At 44.7% G+C, this 19,866-nt stretch carries 20 protein-coding genes; 14 read left to right on the top strand and 6 right to left on the bottom strand.

From position 1 onward, the window contains the following. Positions 1-2: 2 nt before the first annotated feature. Positions 3-563, bottom strand: coding sequence for an archaeal heat shock protein Hsp20 (hsp20, locus tag SBG41_RS04995; protein WP_317896451.1), 561 nt, complete (start codon positions 561-563; stop codon positions 3-5). 205 nt (positions 564-768) lie between these two features. On the opposite strand from hsp20, the gene SBG41_RS04990 reads away from it, so the two are divergent. From SBG41_RS04990 to SBG41_RS04980, 3 genes are read left to right on the top strand one after another with little or no spacing between them, the layout of a single operon-like run. Beyond that, positions 769-2,133, top strand: coding sequence for a digeranylgeranylglycerophospholipid reductase (locus SBG41_RS04990; RefSeq protein WP_317896450.1), 1,365 nt, complete (start codon positions 769-771; stop codon positions 2,131-2,133). A gap of 5 nt (positions 2,134-2,138) precedes the next feature. Next, entirely contained in the window at positions 2,139-2,402 is a 264-nt protein-coding gene (locus tag SBG41_RS04985) for a hypothetical protein (RefSeq protein ID WP_317896449.1), read from the top strand. Next, positions 2,380-3,336 carry a PfkB family carbohydrate kinase gene (locus SBG41_RS04980; protein ID WP_317896448.1) on the top strand — a complete coding sequence of 319 codons (957 nt, stop codon included), beginning with the start codon at positions 2,380-2,382 and terminating at the stop codon, positions 3,334-3,336. Before SBG41_RS04985 ends, SBG41_RS04980 begins: the two co-directional genes overlap by 23 nt. On the opposite strand, the gene SBG41_RS04975 is transcribed toward SBG41_RS04980, so the two are convergent. Beyond that, complete coding sequence (locus SBG41_RS04975) at positions 3,280-3,702, bottom strand: Rossmann-fold NAD(P)-binding domain-containing protein (protein ID WP_317896447.1); 423 nt, start codon at positions 3,700-3,702, stop codon at positions 3,280-3,282. The two genes, SBG41_RS04980 and SBG41_RS04975, sit on opposite strands and share 57 nt — an antisense overlap. Positions 3,703-3,912: 210 nt before the next feature. Between SBG41_RS04975 and SBG41_RS04970 the strand changes: the two genes are divergently transcribed. The 5 genes from SBG41_RS04970 to SBG41_RS04950 all read left to right on the top strand — a co-directional run bounded on the left by SBG41_RS04970 (position 3,913) and on the right by SBG41_RS04950 (position 7,238). Further along, complete coding sequence (locus SBG41_RS04970; RefSeq protein ID WP_317896446.1) at positions 3,913-4,227, top strand: hypothetical protein; 315 nt, start codon at positions 3,913-3,915, stop codon at positions 4,225-4,227. 55 nt (positions 4,228-4,282) lie between these two features. Then, complete coding sequence (gene glyA, locus SBG41_RS04965) at positions 4,283-5,602, top strand: serine hydroxymethyltransferase (protein WP_317896445.1); 1,320 nt, start codon at positions 4,283-4,285, stop codon at positions 5,600-5,602. A gap of 192 nt (positions 5,603-5,794) precedes the next feature. Further along, entirely contained in the window at positions 5,795-6,577 is a 783-nt protein-coding gene (locus SBG41_RS04960) for a nicotinamide mononucleotide deamidase-related protein (RefSeq protein ID WP_317896444.1), read from the top strand. Further along, positions 6,574-6,792, top strand: a complete 219-nt coding sequence (locus SBG41_RS04955) for a hypothetical protein (RefSeq protein ID WP_317896443.1) — start codon at positions 6,574-6,576, stop codon at positions 6,790-6,792. The genes SBG41_RS04960 and SBG41_RS04955 overlap by 4 nt, the downstream gene beginning before the upstream one ends. Positions 6,793-6,833: 41 nt before the next feature. After that, complete coding sequence (locus SBG41_RS04950) at positions 6,834-7,238, top strand: metal-sulfur cluster assembly factor (protein ID WP_317896442.1); 405 nt, start codon at positions 6,834-6,836, stop codon at positions 7,236-7,238. 52 nt (positions 7,239-7,290) lie between these two features. Here SBG41_RS04950 and SBG41_RS04945 read toward each other — a convergent pair whose 3' ends face one another. Then, the gene (locus SBG41_RS04945; protein ID WP_317896441.1) at positions 7,291-7,443 is read right to left on the bottom strand and encodes a hypothetical protein; all 153 of its coding nucleotides are present in this window, start codon (positions 7,441-7,443) and stop codon (positions 7,291-7,293) included. Positions 7,444-7,605: 162 nt separating this feature from the next. Between SBG41_RS04945 and serS the strand changes: the two genes are divergently transcribed. The 5 genes from serS to tes all read left to right on the top strand — a co-directional run bounded on the left by serS (position 7,606) and on the right by tes (position 14,209). Beyond that, complete coding sequence (gene serS / locus SBG41_RS04940) at positions 7,606-8,985, top strand: serine--tRNA ligase (RefSeq protein ID WP_317896440.1); 1,380 nt, start codon at positions 7,606-7,608, stop codon at positions 8,983-8,985. 21 nt (positions 8,986-9,006) lie between these two features. After that, complete coding sequence (locus SBG41_RS04935) at positions 9,007-9,282, top strand: hypothetical protein (protein ID WP_317896439.1); 276 nt, start codon at positions 9,007-9,009, stop codon at positions 9,280-9,282. A 79-nt stretch (positions 9,283-9,361) separates the two neighbouring features. Further along, positions 9,362-10,531, top strand: coding sequence for a radical SAM protein (locus SBG41_RS04930; RefSeq protein ID WP_317896438.1), 1,170 nt, complete (start codon positions 9,362-9,364; stop codon positions 10,529-10,531). A gap of 11 nt (positions 10,532-10,542) precedes the next feature. After that, entirely contained in the window at positions 10,543-12,276 is a 1,734-nt protein-coding gene (locus SBG41_RS04925; RefSeq protein WP_317896437.1) for a radical SAM protein, read from the top strand. 100 nt (positions 12,277-12,376) lie between these two features. Then, a complete protein-coding gene (gene tes / locus SBG41_RS04920; protein ID WP_317896436.1) occupies positions 12,377-14,209 on the top strand; it encodes a tetraether lipid synthase Tes in 1,833 nt (610 codons plus the stop codon). Positions 14,210-14,219: 10 nt separating this feature from the next. Here tes and SBG41_RS04915 read toward each other — a convergent pair whose 3' ends face one another. Together SBG41_RS04915 and SBG41_RS04910 are read right to left on the bottom strand one after the other, a co-directional pair. After that, complete coding sequence (locus tag SBG41_RS04915) at positions 14,220-14,990, bottom strand: TatD family hydrolase (RefSeq protein ID WP_317896435.1); 771 nt, start codon at positions 14,988-14,990, stop codon at positions 14,220-14,222. Positions 14,991-15,204: 214 nt separating this feature from the next. Beyond that, a complete protein-coding gene (locus tag SBG41_RS04910; protein WP_317896434.1) occupies positions 15,205-15,909 on the bottom strand; it encodes a metallophosphoesterase family protein in 705 nt (234 codons plus the stop codon). 349 nt (positions 15,910-16,258) lie between these two features. Between SBG41_RS04910 and SBG41_RS04905 the strand changes: the two genes are divergently transcribed. Then, entirely contained in the window at positions 16,259-16,894 is a 636-nt protein-coding gene (locus SBG41_RS04905) for a hypothetical protein (RefSeq protein ID WP_317896433.1), read from the top strand. Here the strand turns inward: SBG41_RS04905 and leuS are convergent. Then, a complete protein-coding gene (gene leuS / locus SBG41_RS04900) occupies positions 16,891-19,833 on the bottom strand; it encodes a leucine--tRNA ligase (protein WP_397470787.1) in 2,943 nt (980 codons plus the stop codon). The genes SBG41_RS04905 and leuS overlap by 4 nt on opposite strands. Between the last annotated feature and the right edge of the window lie 33 nt (positions 19,834-19,866).

Genomic DNA, 19,866 nt, shown 5'->3' with positions numbered 1-19,866 from the left:
GCTTACTCGACTTTTATTTCTAAGCCTTCTTCCTCTTCCTCTTTTTCGGGTTTTTTCTTCTCAAAAGTTATTTCAAGTATACCATTCCTATACTTCGCCTTAGCAGTTTCCGGTTTTACCTCTGCAGGTAACTCTATTTCCTTGTAGTACTTCCTATCCTTGTCCTCCGCTCTTATTATGAGCTTGTTATCTTTGACCTTTATCTTAATCTTATCCTTATCTACACCTGGTACTTCCGCGATAACCGTAACTTTGTCCTTCTCCTCTATAACATCTACTAGTGGCTCAACGACTTCTTCTACAACGGCTTTCCTACCAATGCGCTTAACGTTGCCGAACTCCTCTATTATCGGCTGTCCGTCGGGACCTATGGTTATTCTTACGCCATACACTATGGGGCCGCGTACTTCACCCTTGGATTCTAGTGACGGTGATAGTGCCCGTGCCTCGAACTCTTCCATCATCCTTGCAACAAAGCGTTCCATTTCCCTTATTGTTCTCTCTATCTCATCAAATACGTCGCCAAGCCCGAACCCAAATCTGCGTCTCCAAGGAGAACTCATCTCTACCACTCTCCAGAGGTATTTCGGGAGAACAGCCCCTAATATTCAGACTACTTTTCCCGAGACGGCGTAATCACTAACATATTAACGTGTTGAAAGAATGCTACATTGCATAGAGTATGAGACCTAGCACTAATAAACACCCGATAACAGAGTGTGAAAAGCTCGGAAACCCTTAGCGCCTTAACCGCTTAGAGGTGGTCGTGTGCGCGAAAAGTACGACGTGATTATAGCGGGTCTCGGGCCAGCCGGCACAGTTGCACTCTGGCACTTGGCACGTAAAGGCTTTAATGTCGCAGCAATTGATTGGCGCAACCTTAACACCCTTTGGGGAAAACCATGCGGCGATGCACTGGGAGCACATCATCCACGTGAAGCAGGTCTCCCCGAGCCTCCAAGCACAGTAATAAAGAACCATGTCAAGGCTATTGACATATACTCGCCAGGTGAGACTACAAGGTATAGGGTTCACGGAGAAGGCTACATCATTAACCGTAATGCGTTTGGAAAATGGCTTGTTGAAAGCGTCATTGACAAAGATAACGTCGATGTATTCTTCAACTCGAAGGTTCTAGAGCCGATAATAAAAGATAACAAGGTTGTGGGAGTACGTGCCAAGATAGCAGATAAGGTTGCCGAACTCAGATCCAGCATTGTTATCGAGGCAACGGGCTTCTCAAGAGTGCTGAGAAACAAGCTTCCACACGAATGGCCCATCTATGAGCCCATAGACCCAAGAGATACGAATATAGCGTACCGCGAGGTTATAGAATACGAAGATTACAAGATAGATGAGCCGGATGTGATACGGATATATCTTGACCAAGAAATCGCACCAGGAGGATACTGGTGGTACTTCCCGGAATCAGCGAAGAGTGTTAACGTAGGCCTCGGCGTACAAGGTGGCATGGGCTATCCGAACCCAATGACTATATACAAAGAGAAGCTAACTAAACATCCACTTCTCCAAAAGAAGTATCATGTGCACAATGCCGCCGGTGCACCTCTCCCAACGCGTAGGCCGTCTAATACACTTGTTGGACCAGGCATAGTTGCCATAGGCGATGCAGGATACACTGTCAACCCTGTACACGGAGGCGGTATGGGCTACGCGTTCCGAGCAGCATACTACGCTGCACAAGCAATCGAAGAAGCATATAACAGGAACGATTTCAGCGAAGAAGGCTTATGGAGCCTAAACATAAACTATATGCAAAATGTAGGAGCCAAGCAAGCAGCCCTAGACGTCTTCAGGAGGTTCTTGCAGCGTTTACCCAACGACGATATACGATACGGTATGGAGAAGAAGCTTCTTCCAGAGGAGGACGTGCTATATACAAGCAATGTTGGCGAACTCCGCATAAGTACGCTTGAGAAAGCAAAGATAATAATTAGGGGTCTTGGGAGACCAAGCCTTCTCGCAAAGCTCAAACTCGTCGGCGACTACATGAAAAAGGCTAGGGATCACTACATGAACTATCCGGAGAGCCCAGCGCAGCTAAGTGAATGGATAAAGGAGACAGAGAGAATATTCAACGAGTTTGAGCAAAAACTTGCAGAGAAGATGTGATGCCAATGGCGCTTCAATGGACCCCTAGCTGGGAGGATATAATAATAGAGAGTCATGGCGTGAGACTTAAAGTCAAAAGGGATAAGGAGACAGGGCTACTTCTATGCCCTATATGCGGCGAGGAGAAAAAGGCAGCATATTTCTTCACAGCTGAAGACCTTATATTTCATTTATTAGCACATACCAAGAGGCTTGAGAAACAAACAATCATGCCTCGGACTAGAGTAGAAGAGCAAGAAGAGGAATATGAAGAGGATGAAGAAGAATAAAACCTTTTTACTAGACATTTATTCAACTCCAACAATCGATGTGGTGGGAGCGAAGTTCACTAAGGGCGGCCCACCATTTTATGCATCACTTGCACTGCATGCTATAGGAGCAACTTATAGAATAATCTTAAATATCCCAGATAATGCTGAAAGCAGTTTAGCACTAATAGAATATCTTAATCCAACTAGCAAAAAACCCGTCAAAATAGACAACCATACATTAATTTTTAAAATAGACGTTCAAAATGATGAACGAAAAATAAAACTTCTCGGAAAGGAGTACAAAAGCATCGTTGTTTCACAGGAATCGAGTTTTGCGCTGTTCTCGCCCTTATTATGGGAGTACACGACTTCTGACATGCTCAAAGTAATAAACTCCCATGGCTGCACGCTAGTTGATATTCAAGGGTTTTCGAGACTAAAGCTAGAAGACAGTGAAGTCATTAACACGTTCGAGGCTGCTCTTTCCGTACTGTCTTCCATCGTGCTGAGTTCGTCTAATTGTGTAATAGCTAAGTTCAGCCTAGAAGACTTCGCAAACAACATTGAAGCCGCTACCACCGCAACGAGAATTCTCGTAAGGAGAGGCATTAGAGTAGTACTAACCATGGGTTCTGCTGGGCTTGTTGCCGCGGATAACGGAGTATGTTTAAGTATTGAGCCTTTGCTAAAATCGGGTTACTCTGTAGGTGCAGGAGATATTCTTGCTACACTCATACTTTATGCTATTTATAGCGGAATGGACTTTACTGAGGCACTATTAGCTGCTACCTCGGCGACTTCGTGCATATTAACACTGCTTGAAAAACACGGAGTTGTGGCCAGAGCCTCGTGCGCCAAACACTTTAAGGAGCATATTGCTGCGAGTAAACGCTTCCTATTCAGTAATTGCTGCTTGGAGAATGTCGCTGCTTCTCTTTCCAATAAAAGGTAGTGCTTTTTCGCGCTCCTTAATACCGAGCATTTCCAGCGCTATATCGACTATCTCCTCTACGGCTAGGCTTCTGCCCCTTGCAACTTCTCTACCGTTAATTACGAGCAGAGGCAGTGTATCAGATGCTGGTATGTATTGTGTAAATATGTCCCAGTAAACTGTTCTAGGAATAACTATGGCATCTATCCCGTATTCCTTGAAGAGTTTCTCAGAGGCCTTCTTCGCATTTTCAACGAGTTCATCTGTTAAAGGATCTAAACCACCATATACAATTATCTCGACATCTACGGCTGCGCCGATTTCGATTTCAATGTGTGTCCCGACATCATGTGTTGAGACGTTAATTGACCCTAGGCTTGCCGACACAGTGAGACCCCGGTGTAAGTACTGAGCGAATTAGCTCTTAAGATGCTGAGCCCCCAATAACCCAGCCAAGGCAATCATTAGAAATGAAAATAGGGAGAGTGGGCATCCACGGGGAATTCTTACGTTCGTTTCCGGTAGTACCTTTAGCCGAGTGGAACACCAAATTAACCGCAGAGGTATAATTAAAGGTATTACTTGGGGCTCAGCGAAGTGAGTTCGTTTAAGCATACAGACGAGGCTAAGAGGTCTAAAGATTATGTAGACCCACGATTCTCTATTGCAGAGGAAAAAGCTAGGGATATACTTATTCGAAAGGCTGGTGAGTGGCATAGCATAGTAGATGCATACTGGCTTCTGCGGAGAATGGAGGATGATATAGGCATACCCGTAACCTATGACATAGTTGAAAAGGCATACATGGGTGCTTTGCGGGTCCTCGCAACCGATAAACCGGTTAAAAGCATCACACATTTACGCATGAGTAATGCAAAGGACTTATCAAGCATAGAATCCAGTAATTCGTAGCGTTAAGCTTACTAGACCAACCACTCTCCGAGTAGACTACTCGGTGCCATACAAATTGACTACTCCTTTTTGGGACAAGGCTTTCTCCCTAATTCCTCCCGAGGCAAGAGAGGTACTAGAGCTAACACAACGCCATAATATATGGCGCAAGAAGGAAACTATTAACCTGATTGCCAGCGAGAACGCCATGAGCCCTCTAGCCCTTGCAGCATACATCAGCGACATGATGCACAGATATGCTGAAGGAAAACCCTTCAAAAGATACTACCAAGGAACAAAGTATGTTGACGAAGTTGAAACACGCGTAATGAAGCTCATGGGCGACATTCTCGGAGGAGCCTTCGTAGATCCGAGACCAGTGAGCGGAACCATTGCTAATGCCTCAGTGTTTAGAGTGCTAGGCGAATGTGGGTCAAAGGCAGTCATCGCGCCCGTGCAAGCAGGCGCGCATGTGAGCCATACAAAGTTCGGCACACTTGGAGCCCTGTGTATAGAGCATATAGAGATGCCATATGATGCTGAGAACCTCAATGTTGACGTGGATAAGGCGGTTAAGCTAATAGAGAGTGTCAAGCCATCATTCGCGGTGCTAGGAGGGAGTGTCTATCTTTTCCCGCACCCGGTTAAAGAAATTGCAGAAGCTATCCACTCTGTAGGTGGCAAGCTCGTATATGATGCTGCTCATGTCCTAGGACTAATAGTTGGAAAACGATGGCGAAATCCTCTCGACCACGGTGCAGATGTTCTAACAGCTTCAACTCACAAAACATTTCCTGGGCCTCAGGGCGGCATAATTGCTACGAGAGATGAACAGCTCTATAAGAGGATATCAAGGGCTGTCTTCCCCTACTTTGTAAGTAATCATCACCTTCACCGTCTACCCGCCTTAGCTATAACAGCTATAGAGATGAAATACTTTGGAGAAGCATATGCGGACCAGGTAGTACGTAATGCAAGAGCATTAGCAGAGGCACTGGCTGCTGAGGGGTTCAAGGTTCTCGGCGAGCACCTTGGCTATACAAGAAGCCACCAGGTAGTACTCGATGTCCGAGCACAGGGTGGAGGCGCAAAGGCTGCAGTTTTGCTTGAACAAGCAAACATCATTGTAAACAAGAATCTACTGCCATACGATCCGCCAGACGCTATAAAGGATCCGAGTGGCCTCCGCCTCGGTGTACAAGAAATGACAAGGTACGGAATGAAGGAGGACAATATGAAGGATATAGCACGCTTCATGAAGAGGGTACTGATAGATAAAGAGGATCCTGCGAAAATAGCAAAGGAGGTTACCGAGTATAGGAAGGAGTTCCTTGAGGTAAAGTACTGCTTTGATATCAACCCGATAAGCGATGGTAAATTATACTTGCTCTGGTAACAAACCATCTAGCTATCTAAAAACATGTATAAAATAATATTTCATCTAATTGTTTATTCGTATCTAAGCAAAGAATTGCGGGAGGCAAGTCCCCTTACCCTCATCCATGCCCCGTGCCGCGGGGCTGTCCGGGGGGCGGCGCGCATTTTGAATAGGTGTATTCATAGTAGGGTTTTCTAGGTATCGTTCGAGATGTACAGGCCTCGTGCATGGATAGTTACGATCGGCTATGAGCTACTTATTGGCAGAATAGTTAATACTAATGCGGCACACATAGCCAAGGAGCTCACCCTTAGGGGCGCAATAGTTGATAGAATAGTCACTATCGGCGACTCTATAGACGACATAGTATCTACCATAAGAGAGGCGCTGCAACGAGCAGACATAATAGTAACAACAGGAGGGTTAGGCCCAACCGACGACGATAAGACTCTCGAAGCAATAGCTGCTGCAACAAATAGGCCTTTAGTACTCAATAGCGAGGCCCTAGAAATGATCAATAAGTTTTACTCGCAACGAGGCTTACCACTTACTCCCGAACGTCTAAAGATGGCTTATCTGCCTGCTGGCTCAACCCCTATACCGAATAAAGTTGGAGCTGCACCGGGTATGTTACTCCACCACGATACTACATTCATAATAGCATTGCCGGGAGTTCCAAGAGAAATGGAAGAAATGCTGCCCTTAGCCCTGGATAAAATACGATTCATTTTTCCAAAAATCTGCGTCATAGAAAAGGGAACCGAGATCAAAGGTATACCCGAATCAACGCTTGCTCCTCTTCTACGAAGAGCTTCAAAGAAATGCCTAGACTGCTATGTCAAGAGCCATCCGAAGGGCCACGAACTGAGAGAACCCATTATTGATGTAAAGGTGCTAGCCTTTGGCAATACATGTGAGGAAGCAGAAAAGAAAGCTAATACTGTTTTGGCTGAGCTTAGCAAGCTTATAGGAGAACACGGGAGGTCACAATGAGTTTTTCAAGGCTTGCAAAACAATATAACACCATATTGTTGCCGATGACTGCCTTATTATTCGCCTTACTCTATGCTGCTATAAGAATAAATAGTAAAATCCTACTATTTTTAACAATAGCATTAATAATATTTGCACCTATTATAGCATACTTTTTAACTATTTCTATATTTTCAAAAAAGACACTGAAAGGTGTTGGCGAAAAAGAGTATTAATAGGCGGTTTATTTCTACTCTAGTTAAAGGAGGGTAGACATATGAGCAAAGAAGTTGCTAAGAAGAAGCTCGACCCCGAGGAAGTAAAAAAGAAGGTCATAGAAGCGCTAAGAAATGTGTATGACCCAGAAATTCCCGTGAACATATACGATTTAGGCCTTGTCTACGACATAAAGATAGAAGATGGCAAGATAAAGGTTAGGCTTGGATTAACTGCACCAGGATGCCCAGTATCAGGCCAAATAGCATTTATGGCTGAAGAAGCTATCCGCCAAGCGGTTCCGGAAGCCGAAGATGTTGAAATTGAGCTGGATCTCGAAACCCCCTGGGATCCTAGAAGAGTTACTCCCGAGGGAAGGCAGCAGCTTAAAGAACTATTTGGCTACGACGTCGTGGAAGAATGGATAAAACGCTATGAAGAAATGTACGGCTCACAGGAAGCATAGTTTGTGCATAAAACCAGGCGACATTTTTCAAAGAGAGACAACAACGTTTCGACTACCTATCCCTATTATTAATTATCTTGAGATCCTTCACGACCGCGCAATGATATATGCATTCTTCGACACACTCGTTATATGTCTCAAAGCCTTGGTGCTCTAAATTGCTGCACTTTTCGATACACTTATCCTCGCAGAACATGAGAGGCATTTTTACACCCGTATATTTTAGGCAGCCTCAGCGTTAATTAGTGGTCATGCCGCGGTTGCCTACACTTCGAACTCTGCTGCATTATATAAACTGTACAAGGGCTCGTAACGATATACACAATAACGCTCCTAGTTAGAGGGTTTTCTGTGGGGTAGCACTTCCTTGCCATGGAGCATCTTGACCTATCTTCGCAATAATCCAGAGATTTTAAAGGAAAGCCTTAGAAAGCGTGGAATGGATGAGAGCTTAGTTGATAAGGCACGCCAGCTTGACGAAGAGTGGAGAAAGCTTAAAAGAATGGTTGACGAAATTAGGCACCAGCACAACTTAATCACAAGGAGCATAGCCAAGGCGAAAGACGATAAGGAAAGGAGGAAGCTAATAGAGGAAGCTAAGAAGCTCCTACGTACCCGAGAAGAGCTTGAACAGAAGCTTAAGATTATTGAGGAAGAAAGGCAGCGCATACTGCTCTCATTGCCTAACATAGTTCACGAATCAGTTCCCGTCGGTTTCTCAGACGACGAGAATGTTCCAATACGATTCTGGGGCAAACCACGTGTATATAGAGAGTACTTGGACAAGTTTAAAGAACAAACCGAGAAGTGGGGATTCAAGGTAGACTACGAACTCATAGACTGGAAGCCAGTTGGCCATGCCGACATGCTAGAGTACGTTCTTAGACTCGGCGATACCCAGAAGGCAGCCGAAGTTGCAGGATCTCGTTTCTACTACCTATTTGACGACATCGTTTGGCTAGACTTCGCGCTACTACTATATGCTATTGATAGGCTAACTGCAAAGGGGTATAAGCTCGTACTGCCTCCATACATGCTTCGTCACAGGATAATGATGGGGGTAGTTGACCTAGAAACCTTTAAGGACGCTATCTACAAGATCGAAGACGAAGATCTATACCTTATAGCTACAGCCGAGCACCCGTTAGCAGCACTATACTACAATGAGGAGATAATGGAAGACGAGCTTCCAATAAAGCTGGTCGGTATAAGCCCATGCTTTAGGAAGGAGGCAGGAGCCGGTAACCGCGACCTTAAGGGAATCTTCCGCGTCCACCAGTTCCATAAGGTTGAGCAATACGTCTTTGCAAAACCGGAGGAGAGCTGGGATATTCACGAAGAACTGATACGCAACGCTGAGGAGCTCTTCCAGGGCCTAGGTCTGCCTTACCGGGTCGTAAACGTTGTATCCGGAGAACTAGGCGCTCCAGCGGCAAAGAAATATGATCTTGAAGCATGGATGCCTGCCCAGGGCAAGTATAGGGAAATGGTCAGTGCAAGCAATACAACTGACTGGCAAAGCTACAGACTGAACATAAGGCTTGTTCGCAGAAAAGGGATGGAGAGAGAGTATGTCCATACACTTAATTCTACAGCAATAGCATCTACTAGAACTATTACTGCAATTCTGGAGAACTTCCAGGAACCAGACGGTGCAGTTACGATACCGAAAGTTCTTAGGAAATATCTTGAACCGTTTGAGAAGGCTCCGAAGGAAGCCATATACCCTGCTGAACGTAGAAAGTAGAGCGTAGGGAGGAAGGTAGAAGTGGAGATAAAAGAGAGGATATTATCACTTATTGAGAATGCGCCGCAGTTGAATAAGGCGGCATTTTACAGCGACCCATATGTTGAGAAAACGGTAGAAGAGCTGCATCGCCGATGGGAGCAAGCTAATTATGAGGGAGAGCCTATAGACTATGCAACTCCTGACGAGCTTAACAGGTTACTCGAGCTTGCAGAATATTATGTACGGCTGCCTTTCTGGAAGGCATATAAGATAGTTAAGGAGAGGACTGAGAAGGGAAGCGCGAAGAGCGATTAAGACCCATAGGTTATGACAGTGTGTTTTGACTTCTTAATCGTAGCTGACTCCTTTTTCCTAGGCTATGGGTGCCTAGGGGATGTTTCTTTTTGAAAGATTTGTGCCGGAGAAGATTTGGCGCCGTCTAAGGCCTGACGCTATCTACATTTGGGATAACGATGAAGTACGCAAAAGGCTTAAATGGTACTATCTTGTCATGATTGATAGAGTCCCGGCAAAGTTTCTCTTGGCAAAGATTGCTGAGAGCCCAGAGAGGAAAATAGATTCCTTTGACCTAGAACAATTACTTGACTTACGCCGGAGGATGGTAAAGGAACATAGGTTGCTAGTTAATGCAGCTAGTCGTGAAAAGTACCTACTTGAGGATTTTGAGAAAGACTATAAGGGCTGGAAGGGCGTTGTTTCTCTCCTTGACGTTGATATACAGATTGTTAAAAAGCTCTTCAATCCTTGTAGGCTATGTGAACGACGGTGCTTAATTGATAGGAGCAAACGTATTGGAGCCTGCCGGCTAGATCACCGCACATATGTGCATAGCTGGTTCCATCACTTGGGTGAGGAGGCGCCGCTCGTTCCTAGCGGAACAATATTTTATGGGGGCTGCAACTTTACATGTGTATATTGTCAGAACTATGATATTAGTCAAAAATACCCTAGAAGCGGTGAAGTAGTTACGCCCAGAAGGCTGGCAGAAATACAATACCAGTTACGAATTATGGGAGCCAGAAACATTAACCATGTAGGCGGCGAGCCCACACCTAGCCTTCACACAATAATAGAGTCATTCAAATTCTTAGATATAAATGTGCCGCAAATATGGAACAGCAACATGTATATGACCTTAGAGGTAACAGAGGTATTAACAGACGTAATCGATCTTTGGCTGCCTGATTTCAAATATGGTAACAATAAGTGTGCTTTGCGTTTGTCGGCCGTACCACGCTATTTTGAAGTCGTGTCTAGGAATCACATCATAGCATCAAGGGATGGAGACATGATTATACGTCATCTTGTGCTCCCAGGCCACGTAGAGTGCTGTAGCAAAAGGATAATAAGATGGATAGCAGAGAACCTTCCTAAGGACAAGGTGCTTGTAAACATAATGGATCAATATAGGCCAGAGAACCTGGTAGCCCAATATCCTAGGCGCTGGCCGGAACTCTCGAGGCCTGTTTACAGAGAAGAGGTAGAAGAGGTAATGGCACTTGCAGACAAACTAGGCATAGTATATGAGCCGGTGAGCAGATAGGTGTAGCGGTCTTGGCACGTTTCAAGAGAGTTCTAATACTTGATGGCTATACTGACGAACCTGCTGGTTTTGGGGTACCTCCTTACCTAGACGTGTATCCAAGGTACATAGCTGGGGCTATATGGAGCGTGGATAAGACTGTCAGTATTCGCTACATGACCGTAGACCAGGCGAGAAGAAATATACACAACTTCCTCAAACAAGCAAACACATATGATCTTCTAGTCGTAATAGCAGGCGCAATTGTCCCCGGAAAATACCTCGGAGGAGAACCCATAACTCTTCAGGAACTCCAGACGTGGTTTCGCCTTATAGATAGGCCGTTCAAGGTACTTGCTGGCGCCGCCGCTAGATGGGGGATAGGCAACATCGGAGGAACGGTAGCTGCATTACCAAGGACTGTCAAGGAGAATTTCGACGTAATAGTTGCTGGTGAGCCAGAGGCGTACATTTACGAATTATTCAGATTCGGTGAAGAAAAAGCACACCCCTGGAGCATAATCGATGACGAGAACCTTGCCCCTCTTGCAGAATTTTCGCGACTAGGCGCCAGAATAGTGACCCAACACCCCAATTACGGCTATAACCTTATAGCGGAAATAGAAACCTATCGGGGATGCCCGCGTTGGATAAGTGGAGGATGCAGCTTCTGCGCAACCAAGCTATACGGAAGACCACGCCAACGGAAAGTAGAGGACGTAGTTAAGGAGGTTGAGGCGCTCTATAAGGCTGGCGTACGACATTTCCGTATAGGCAGACAAGCAGACATAATGACTTATGGTAGCAATGAACTCGCGGAAAAGGAGTGGCCCCGCCCCAATCCGGAGGCCATTAGAAGGCTGTTTTATGGAATAAGAGTTGTTGCGCCAGGTCTTCAAACGCTCCACATAGATAACGTGAATCCTGGCACAATTGTTAGATACGAGGAGGAAAGCATCGAAATCTTAAAGATAATCATTCAGTACCATACGCCTGGCGACGTGGCTGCACTAGGCATTGAAACAGCTGATCCACGAGTTGTTAAGGCGAATAATCTGAAAACTTACCCGGAAGAATCGCTTAGAGCAATAGAAATAATAAACAAATATGGCAATAGGCCTGGCTATAACGGCCTACCTGAGCTCCTTCCGGGAATAAACTTTGTACTAGGCCTTATAGGGGAGACGAAGGAAACTTATCGACTTAATGAGGAATTCCTCAGGAGGATCTACGAGAAAGGCCTCAATGTACGCCGCATAAACGTGAGAAAAGTACTCATTCTACCCAATACTGTTCTTGCAAAATATGGTACAAAAATTATCGAAAAACATCTAAAGTCGGCAAAAAGGTTTGAGCGACAAGCGCTCAATTATTCGCGGCTCTTTCTTGAACGTTTGGTTCCACGGGGCACGATACTAAGATACCTCTACGTTGAAAAATATGATCCCCAGCTAAAGGTTACCTTTGCTAGACAAGCTGGGAGCTATCCATTAGTCGTAGAAATACCATGCAAAATCGAGGTAAAGGCCGTTATAGATGTCTATATTTACGCCCATTCATCTAGAAGTGTGAGGGGACTACCCATACCACTTAATCCAAACAATACACCACTATCTATTCTCACTAGGATAGTCGGCCCCGAAGTAGCTAGGAAGATAATATCGCAGAGGCCCTTCAAGTCCGACATTGAGCTCAGAAAGATAATTGGCACTACTGGCCACAAAGGACTTCTAAGCATAAAAGGACATACATGTGTGTTTTCTTAAACGCGTTAATGAGCGTAACCTATACAATGAGCTATACCATTTAAATGTGTGTAAAAAAGAGATACACTGGGTATGGAGTAGGTGCTTAGAGGGAATAAAGATGACAGTCCCATACCAGAAAGAGAGAGCAAGCAATCCATTAGCCGACGATACCGTTATGGAGGCTCCTGGAGAATATGATCCAAAAACAAAGACCATAGTAATAGCCGAGAAGAGGATAAAGATAGGCGGACCAATACCAAAGCTTAAAGACGGCGAAAAATTCGTAGCATATACAACCAGCATTTGTCCGTATTGTTTGAGACTCCTTCCAGCAATAATATTTGAGAAAGACAACAAGATATACATCAGAAAAGTATGCCCAGAACACGGAGAGATAGAAGAACTTTACTTTGGCGATGCAAGGACCTATTATAGGTTCTTCAAGTATGAAGAAGAAGGTGTCGGGGTAAAGCCATACGTACAGCTAAAAGCACCATGCCCATTTAACTGCGGCCTATGCCCACTACATAAGAATCACACGGCGCTAGCAAACCTTGTCGTAACTAATCGCTGTGATCTCTCATGCTGGTACTGCTTCTTCTATGCAGAAAAGATGGGCTACGTTTATGAACCCACGCTTGACCAGATAAGGGCAATGATTCGCCAGTACAAGAAGCAGGGCGTGTCTATGGCTGTACAGATAACGGGCGGTGAGCCAACACTTCGAGAAGACTTACCAGAGATAATAAAGCTCCTTAAGGAGGAGGGCGTAACTCACATCCAGCTAAACACGCATGGAATAACTTTTGCAAGGCTATGGTTTGAGAAGAGCCCTGAAGAGGCAGTTAGATATGCGCGTACTCTTAGAGAAGCAGGAGTAAATACTGTCTATATGAGCTTTGACGGTGTAACACCAAGAGCGAATCCAAAGAACCATTGGGAGGTCCCATACACGCTTGAAGTTTTCCGCAAGGCTGGAATGACCAGCGTCGTACTAGTTCCAACAGTCATTAAGGGTATAAATGACCAAGAGCTTGGAGCTATAGTAAAGTTTGCCGCAAAGCACATAGATGTTGTACGCGGCGTTAACTTCCAGCCTGTAAGCCTTACAGGAAGAATGAAGAAAGATGAGAGAAGAAAGTACAGAGTAACCATACCCGACGTCCTACGCTGGGTCGAAGAACAAACCGATGGACAAATACCTATGGATGCCTGGTTCCCTATACCGGTTGCAGCAAAATTTGCTTACTTCCTTGAAGCTGTAAGTGGCGAACTAAAAGTATGCATGGGCAACCACCCTGCTTGCGGCTCCGCGACATATGTATTCGTCGAACGCGGCGCCGACGGCCTACCCAAGAAATTCATACCCATTACAGAGTTCTTCGACGTAGAGGGCTTCATAGAATATATGGACCAGAAGACTGCTGAGCTACGCAAGGACTCGGAAAGCTTCGGCTCCAAGTTTAGGAAGACGATAAGACTCGCAACAATAGTAAAGGACTTGCCCAAGTTCACTATAAAAGAGAAAATACCAAAAGACCTCAATATAACAAAGCTGCTAGTCAATGTATTCATTAAGAGGAACTACGAAGCGTTAGGCGAGCTTCACTATAGACTGCTCTTCCTAGGAAACATGCACTTCATGGATCAATACAACTATGACGTTGAGAGAGTAATGAGGTGTAATATACACTACCTAATGCCTGATGGAAGAATCGTGCCATTCTGTGCCTACAACGTATTGAACGACCTCTATAGAGACTACGTGATAAAGAAGTACGGTATACCTCTAGAGGAATACAAGAAAAAGTATGGAGGCAAAGGCATAGGGCCTGATGTGAAGTATGTGCGCAACATTAAGCTACTAAAGAGTACACCAATATACTACGAGGCATATAGAGGCATCGTTCCCGACGAAATACTGTTTGGCAAGAAAGATGAAGCAAAATAAGAACAATATCTCACATACTTAGTTTAGCCGTTAGAAGCACGTGGTATTTTTCTCTAAAGTTGTTCCATACCTGGTTTTTAACCTCAACAAAATCCATGTTCTTAATTAACGCGATTTCCTTGAGAACGTCGATGATCATAAGCGGTGTCAGTTTCATTCCACGGTACTCGTATGGCGAGTCTGACTCTGTTAGCATAATGCTAATGCTTGCCTTCTTGACTACTTCTCTATGCTTCTTTTGTATCTTTATAGCAGGATTTATGGAAATGGTATACCCATGCTGTTCTATTTGGCCCAATAAAGCGAGGGGGCCAGTATACCAGTGAAAGTTCGCATACTTGATATCATACTTGACAAGCAAGTCAAATACTTCACTCCAAGTACCTGCGGTATGCAAGTTTAGTACGAGGTTGTGCTCCCTCGCAGCCTCTAAAAATATAGCGAAGACCTTTCTTTGCTTCTCTATAGTTTCTCCAACAAATTTAGTGTCAAGACCAACTTCGCCTATGCAACGTATGCCTTTATCAAGAGCTAGTTCTACGATTCTCTTTGCCTCATCTATGGCTTCCTTTTCGTTCTTAATACTCCATGGATGGAGACCTATGCATGGAATGATCATGGAGTATTGTCTTGCTAGTTCTATAGTCCTATAGGAGGACTCTAGGTCATCACTTACACCAACTAAGATAGCTTCCTCTCCTAGGCCGGAGAGTATACTTTTAAGCTGCTCTTCACTAAACTCGTGGAGATGAGCATGCATATCGATAAGCCTTGAACCCATGCTCTGCCCCCTCATAGGTAATTCATTTTTATTGGCTTAGATAGCTATATTTTACTAGCGCTCTGGAACTGGTAAGAGAGGCTGTGATGACCATCCCGACATAGGCGAGTAAAATACGATGAAGTTGTGGCGGCTGACTGAGCCTCAACCCGTAAAAGACTCATCATTTCGATCAGCTTAGGCGGCCACGAATCATCGGCTCTTCTGCGCAATACTATATGGTCAAGATCGTCACGTCTTTTCTTGCAGGAAATGCAACATTCACTATGAGTATATTGTCTATTGTTACCTCTAGCCGTTTAGAGTTATGGGCATGACCATGTATCACTATATTTGGTTTTGACTCTCTTATAGCTTTTTCCATAAAAATACTGCCCATTTCCGGCCATATACTCTTATCTTCTCCTTCAAGTGTCAGGTATGTTGGCGCATAATGCATTAGCACTACTACCTTCTCATACTCTTTTTTAAGACGAAGAACTTCTTCTTTTAGACGTATAGCACGTTCACGATAAACTTTCTCAATGCCTGGAATATGGCGCCGTTGCCACCTTGTAGGTCTATCCAGGGAACCCCTTGTACCATAGATTGCTATCTCCTCGCCACCGCTTGATACATACACATAATGGTTGTCATTTAGCCACACAATTTCCGGGTATCTAGTGATGAACTCTCTTTCTCTATCCATGTATTCTTCGTTGCCAAAAACCGCGATTATCCTTGCTTTACCGCAAAACTTCTTTGTAACTTCAATAACCGGTTTCAGTGCAGCAACATTTCCTTTCTCAACCATATCACCAGCCCATAGGACTAGCTCTACTTTCTCGCAGTCAGCGCGATGCTTTGAGAGCGCCGACATATAGTGCATTAGATAACGCGGACTGTGAACATCAGATGTAGACATCACGAGTAAGCTCAAAGGCTTTGTCCCAGTATGTCATGCAATAACTGGAAGCCCGGACTTAAAATCGTAGAGGAAGAGAGCGCGGTGAATACGTCCCGGCCCCGATCACTCTGCTCCGCTACGGAGCTGTCACGGGGCCAATTCTTGATACTGTATCACGTTCCCTTTTATTGGATACCCTACTACCTCAGCATTGTGACTAGAATAGTGGTAAAAGTTATGAATCTCAAGTATAGTCCTTAAGAGAGAGACTGGATGTGATGAATAAACGGAGGCAGAATAGTGAAGAGGCTGAGCTACGCTGATCCAGCCTCCTTGGTATTTTCTTTGACAGTTTACTGGTGGTATGGGGGACTGAGATCTCTTGGATAAGCTATATGTATTAAAGCTTGTTGAAGAAGGAGTACCTCTATATATGCCTAAGGCTCCTCAGCGACTTGCCTTAGCTTTATCACTTTATGCATACATTATTCATAAAGACTCCTATATCTGCGCAAGCCCAGTAATTAAGACAATTATCGAAAAAACACTTGATAGAGCTGAAAAAGATAGGGTGTATTCGTGCAACGAATGTCCACTGAATAGCGAGAAGAAAGGAATAATTCTCTGGTGTGACAATAGGCCAAAAAACATCCTTATAGTTGCAGGCACCATACTGCGCAATTGGCGTAAACTTGGCTTATTGAGACTAAATGCACGCAGTATTGACGCGAATCTTTATCTTATAGAATTCGTTGACAGGCACGACGCTTTACCACGAAGAGAGTATGTAGAGATAAGAGGACTTGAATTGCTTCACCCTATAGAGGAGCCGTGTAGCAATGAAATTATGAATTTACTGCATGAATATTACGGCTCGGGCGACATCGAGCTACGCGAAGCCGTAGAAATTGTATCTCTTAATCTTAAAATACCTAAGACCATTGCCAGAAGCAAGCTCATCGAATTAGCCGAAAAAGGCTGCATTAAGATGAAAGGAAGATATGTTGAAATATACTAGCTTATTACTATAGCTGGTCTCCCCGGTATTACGGCGGCAAGTTTCTGTTTCGGCACATTATCTCCTGCTTCGTCAACACTTATTACCTCTACATTTTCTATTCCAATTCTTGACGCAATGTAGCCGCTAAACGTTTTCAGTACTTCCCGCTCATTGAAGCTTCTTATGCTTGCTATCCTTCTAATTGTTTCTTCATCAAGCCCCCGCATGTACTCGAACAGTTTCTTTGCTAGAGCTGCTGCCTGTTTGCCTCCAAGACCTTCATTCATTAATGCCTTTATTGCATCCCTCATCTGGCCCTTATTGATTATCACAGACGCCACTAGTGAGGCATACTTCCAGGCCTCAGGTTTCTCAACGATTAACACTACCTTATGCGGTTCACCTCTATAGATTCTTAATATGGCTTTTATATCCTCCACGACCTTGTCAACATAGGACACTGCGAGTTCAGCCTCATCATCGATCTTAGAGCTATCGGGTAGAGGCCATGACTCTACCGAGACGAAGCCTTGCTTCCCAATACTATGCCAGAGTTCCTCAGCTAGATGAGGAGCTATGGGTGCTAACATCCGTATCCAGGCATCAACATACTCTCTGAGCGCGGGGCCAGGTCTGCCCCTAATCTCAAGGTACTTCTTTGCATCGTTTTCCATCTCATAGAGGACCCTTACTGTGGCTGCGCGGATCCTTAAGCCATCGAAAGCATTGGTGACTTGTTCTATGTGTTTTTGTAATCTACTGACAAGCCATCTATCAGCTATCGTGGTTTCACTATCTATGTTTCTTAGCTCGCTAACTATTTGCTCTATTTTGCGTAGTTGCGACATAACGCTACGAGCAAGCTCCTCGGTGAAGTTTGCATCTTGTAGTATTTCCGCTGCTGCTAGTAGTGTCGCACGTACTGTGTCAACACCGTAGACGCGTAGAGCTCTTCTAAGTGGAACGATGTTTCGCAGGCTCTTACTCATTTTCTTTCCTTCAAGTAGCACGAAGCCATTAACCACTATTTGGCGCGGCCATTTGTCTCTGGGAAATATGGCTACGTGATTAAACAGGAAGAATGTCAAGTGATTTGGCACTAGGTCTCTGCCACTATGCCTTGAGTCCAACGGGTACCAGTACTCGAATTCACGACGCAAGTCTTCAAGCACACCAACGGGTATGCTTGTTTCCCTTGAAACAGCTGTTACATTGCCTTTTCCAAGTAATACATAGTCCCAGAAGCTCGGTGCTAGTTGATCGGCTTTTAATCCGTAGCTTCTTATTTTATGGATAACCGTGTAGAACGCCATGTATATTGTTGAGTCACTGAGACTTTCAATGATCCATCCAGGAGCCCAGGGCAGCTCGGTTCCAAGCCCACGCGTTCTTGCAGCTGCCCTTTCGCGGAGCCAGTCAACCACTTTTATGAATTCATCCCGCATTATTTCAGGAACAATCCGCATCTCTTTAAGCAGTTCAAGCACTCTTTGCTTCCAGGCTGGATCGCCATAGTTTATAAACCATTGATCCTTCAGCACTTTCACAACTATTTCTGTGCCACAACGACAATAGACGGGGCGGTTCATTATCTCATACATTTTGTCCCCGTAACCTAGTTCGGTCAACCACTTAGCTACTGCATCGCGGGCTTCGCGCACCGGACGACCAAGTATCCAGGCTTTTAGGGCAGCGACTATGAATTTCCTATACTCCTCCGGAACTTCTTGGTAAACTCTATTGATAATATCAGTCCTCATTATACCTTTATTAAACTCATCACTATAGAGAGTTTTTGTTGCTTCATCGAGCTTATCTTTTTCTAGCTGGCTCTTTATGCCCATTTTTTCAACGATATCTTTTGCCGGTATCTCACCATATCCTGGAACTCTTATAAGCGGTATAGGCTTGAGCCTTTCCGGATCTATTCCAAGCTTTGATAGAAGCTCGCTGTTATTATCAATCAAGTCACGTAGAGCCACATAGTCGTATGGAGCATGAGCTGGAACACTCATTACCACACCAGTCGCAGTGTCAGGGTCAACGAAGCTGGCAGGTAGTATTGGAACCTTTTCACCTGTTGCTGGATTGATTACCCATTTGCCTACGAGTTCGCTTCCTTTGAGCGTCTTTGTTTCAGCAACGTTGTCTCGCTGGAATCTTAGCTTAAATGCCGCCCTCTTGCTAACAATATATTTCTTGCCATCAATTATTACTAGGCTGTACTCGGCATCCGGGTTAACCCAGATATTTGTAACGCCGAAGACCGTTTCCGGCCTCAGTGTAGCTGCCGGAAGATAGTAGTCGAAATCACTTAGCTTGAACAGTATTAGAGTAAACTCGCCGATTTCCGGTTCAACGTCACCTTTGGTATCATGCATTCCTACTGGCATGCCATGCTTCGGGCACCAGCCGACAGGATGCGTTCCCTTAGTTACGAGGCCTTTCTCTCGTAGCTTTATAAACTGCCATGTAATGAATTTCTTGAATTCGGGATCTATGCTAGTAAATTCTCTTCTCCAGTCAATACTGTAACCCATTTCCATCATTGCGTTTTTTGCGTCTGTGTGAAAGTAGCGAGCTAGCGACAGGGGGTCTTTCAGCTTCTCAATATCTTCCGGAGGCACATCATAGACGTTTATCATTAGATCTATTAACTCCTTGTCGCCACTTGCTATCTGCTCTGCCATTGTCAGTATCGGTGTTCCAGTATAGTGAAATCCCATCGGGAATAATACGTTGTATCCTTTCATTCTAAGGTAGCGTGCATACGCGTCGGTAATAGTATAGGTCCTTCCGTGTCCCAGGTGTAGCGGGCTGTTTGGATACGGGAATGCTGCAGTAAGGAAGAACTTTGGTTTGTCTTCACGGGGATCTGCTTCAAATATCCTAGATTCTCTCCAAGCTTTTTGCCATTTCTGCGCTATCTCGAACAAGCGCTTTGCGTATTCACTAATCGGTTTCCTTCTAAGCGCAGCTGGCGAAGCAAT

The sequence above is a fragment of the Pyrofollis japonicus genome (genome assembly GCF_033097485.1).
Taxonomy (GTDB): Archaea; Thermoproteota; Thermoprotei_A; order Sulfolobales; family Pyrodictiaceae; genus Pyrofollis; species Pyrofollis japonicus.
This window is presented reverse-complemented; position numbering and strand designations above follow the sequence as displayed.

What these genes read in the sequence shown, in the direction of transcription:
- hsp20 (WP_317896451.1), bottom strand. Translation starts at nt 563, where the DNA reads ATGAGTTCTCCTTGGAGACGCAGATTTGGGTTCGGGCTTGGCGACGTA.
- SBG41_RS04915 (WP_317896435.1), bottom strand. Translation starts at nt 14,990, where the DNA reads ATGGGTTCAAGGCTTATCGATATGCATGCTCATCTCCACGAGTTTAGT.
- tes (WP_317896436.1), top strand. Translation starts at nt 12,377, where the DNA reads ATGACAGTCCCATACCAGAAAGAGAGAGCAAGCAATCCATTAGCCGAC.
- SBG41_RS04945 (WP_317896441.1), bottom strand. Translation starts at nt 7,443, where the DNA reads ATGCCTCTCATGTTCTGCGAGGATAAGTGTATCGAAAAGTGCAGCAAT.
- SBG41_RS04955 (WP_317896443.1), top strand. Translation starts at nt 6,574, where the DNA reads ATGAGTTTTTCAAGGCTTGCAAAACAATATAACACCATATTGTTGCCG.
- SBG41_RS04985 (WP_317896449.1), top strand. Translation starts at nt 2,139, where the DNA reads ATGGCGCTTCAATGGACCCCTAGCTGGGAGGATATAATAATAGAGAGT.
- SBG41_RS04960 (WP_317896444.1), top strand. Translation starts at nt 5,795, where the DNA reads ATGTACAGGCCTCGTGCATGGATAGTTACGATCGGCTATGAGCTACTT.
- SBG41_RS04930 (WP_317896438.1), top strand. Translation starts at nt 9,362, where the DNA reads ATGTTTCTTTTTGAAAGATTTGTGCCGGAGAAGATTTGGCGCCGTCTA.
- SBG41_RS04950 (WP_317896442.1), top strand. Translation starts at nt 6,834, where the DNA reads ATGAGCAAAGAAGTTGCTAAGAAGAAGCTCGACCCCGAGGAAGTAAAA.
- SBG41_RS04980 (WP_317896448.1), top strand. Translation starts at nt 2,380, where the DNA reads ATGAAGAGGATGAAGAAGAATAAAACCTTTTTACTAGACATTTATTCA.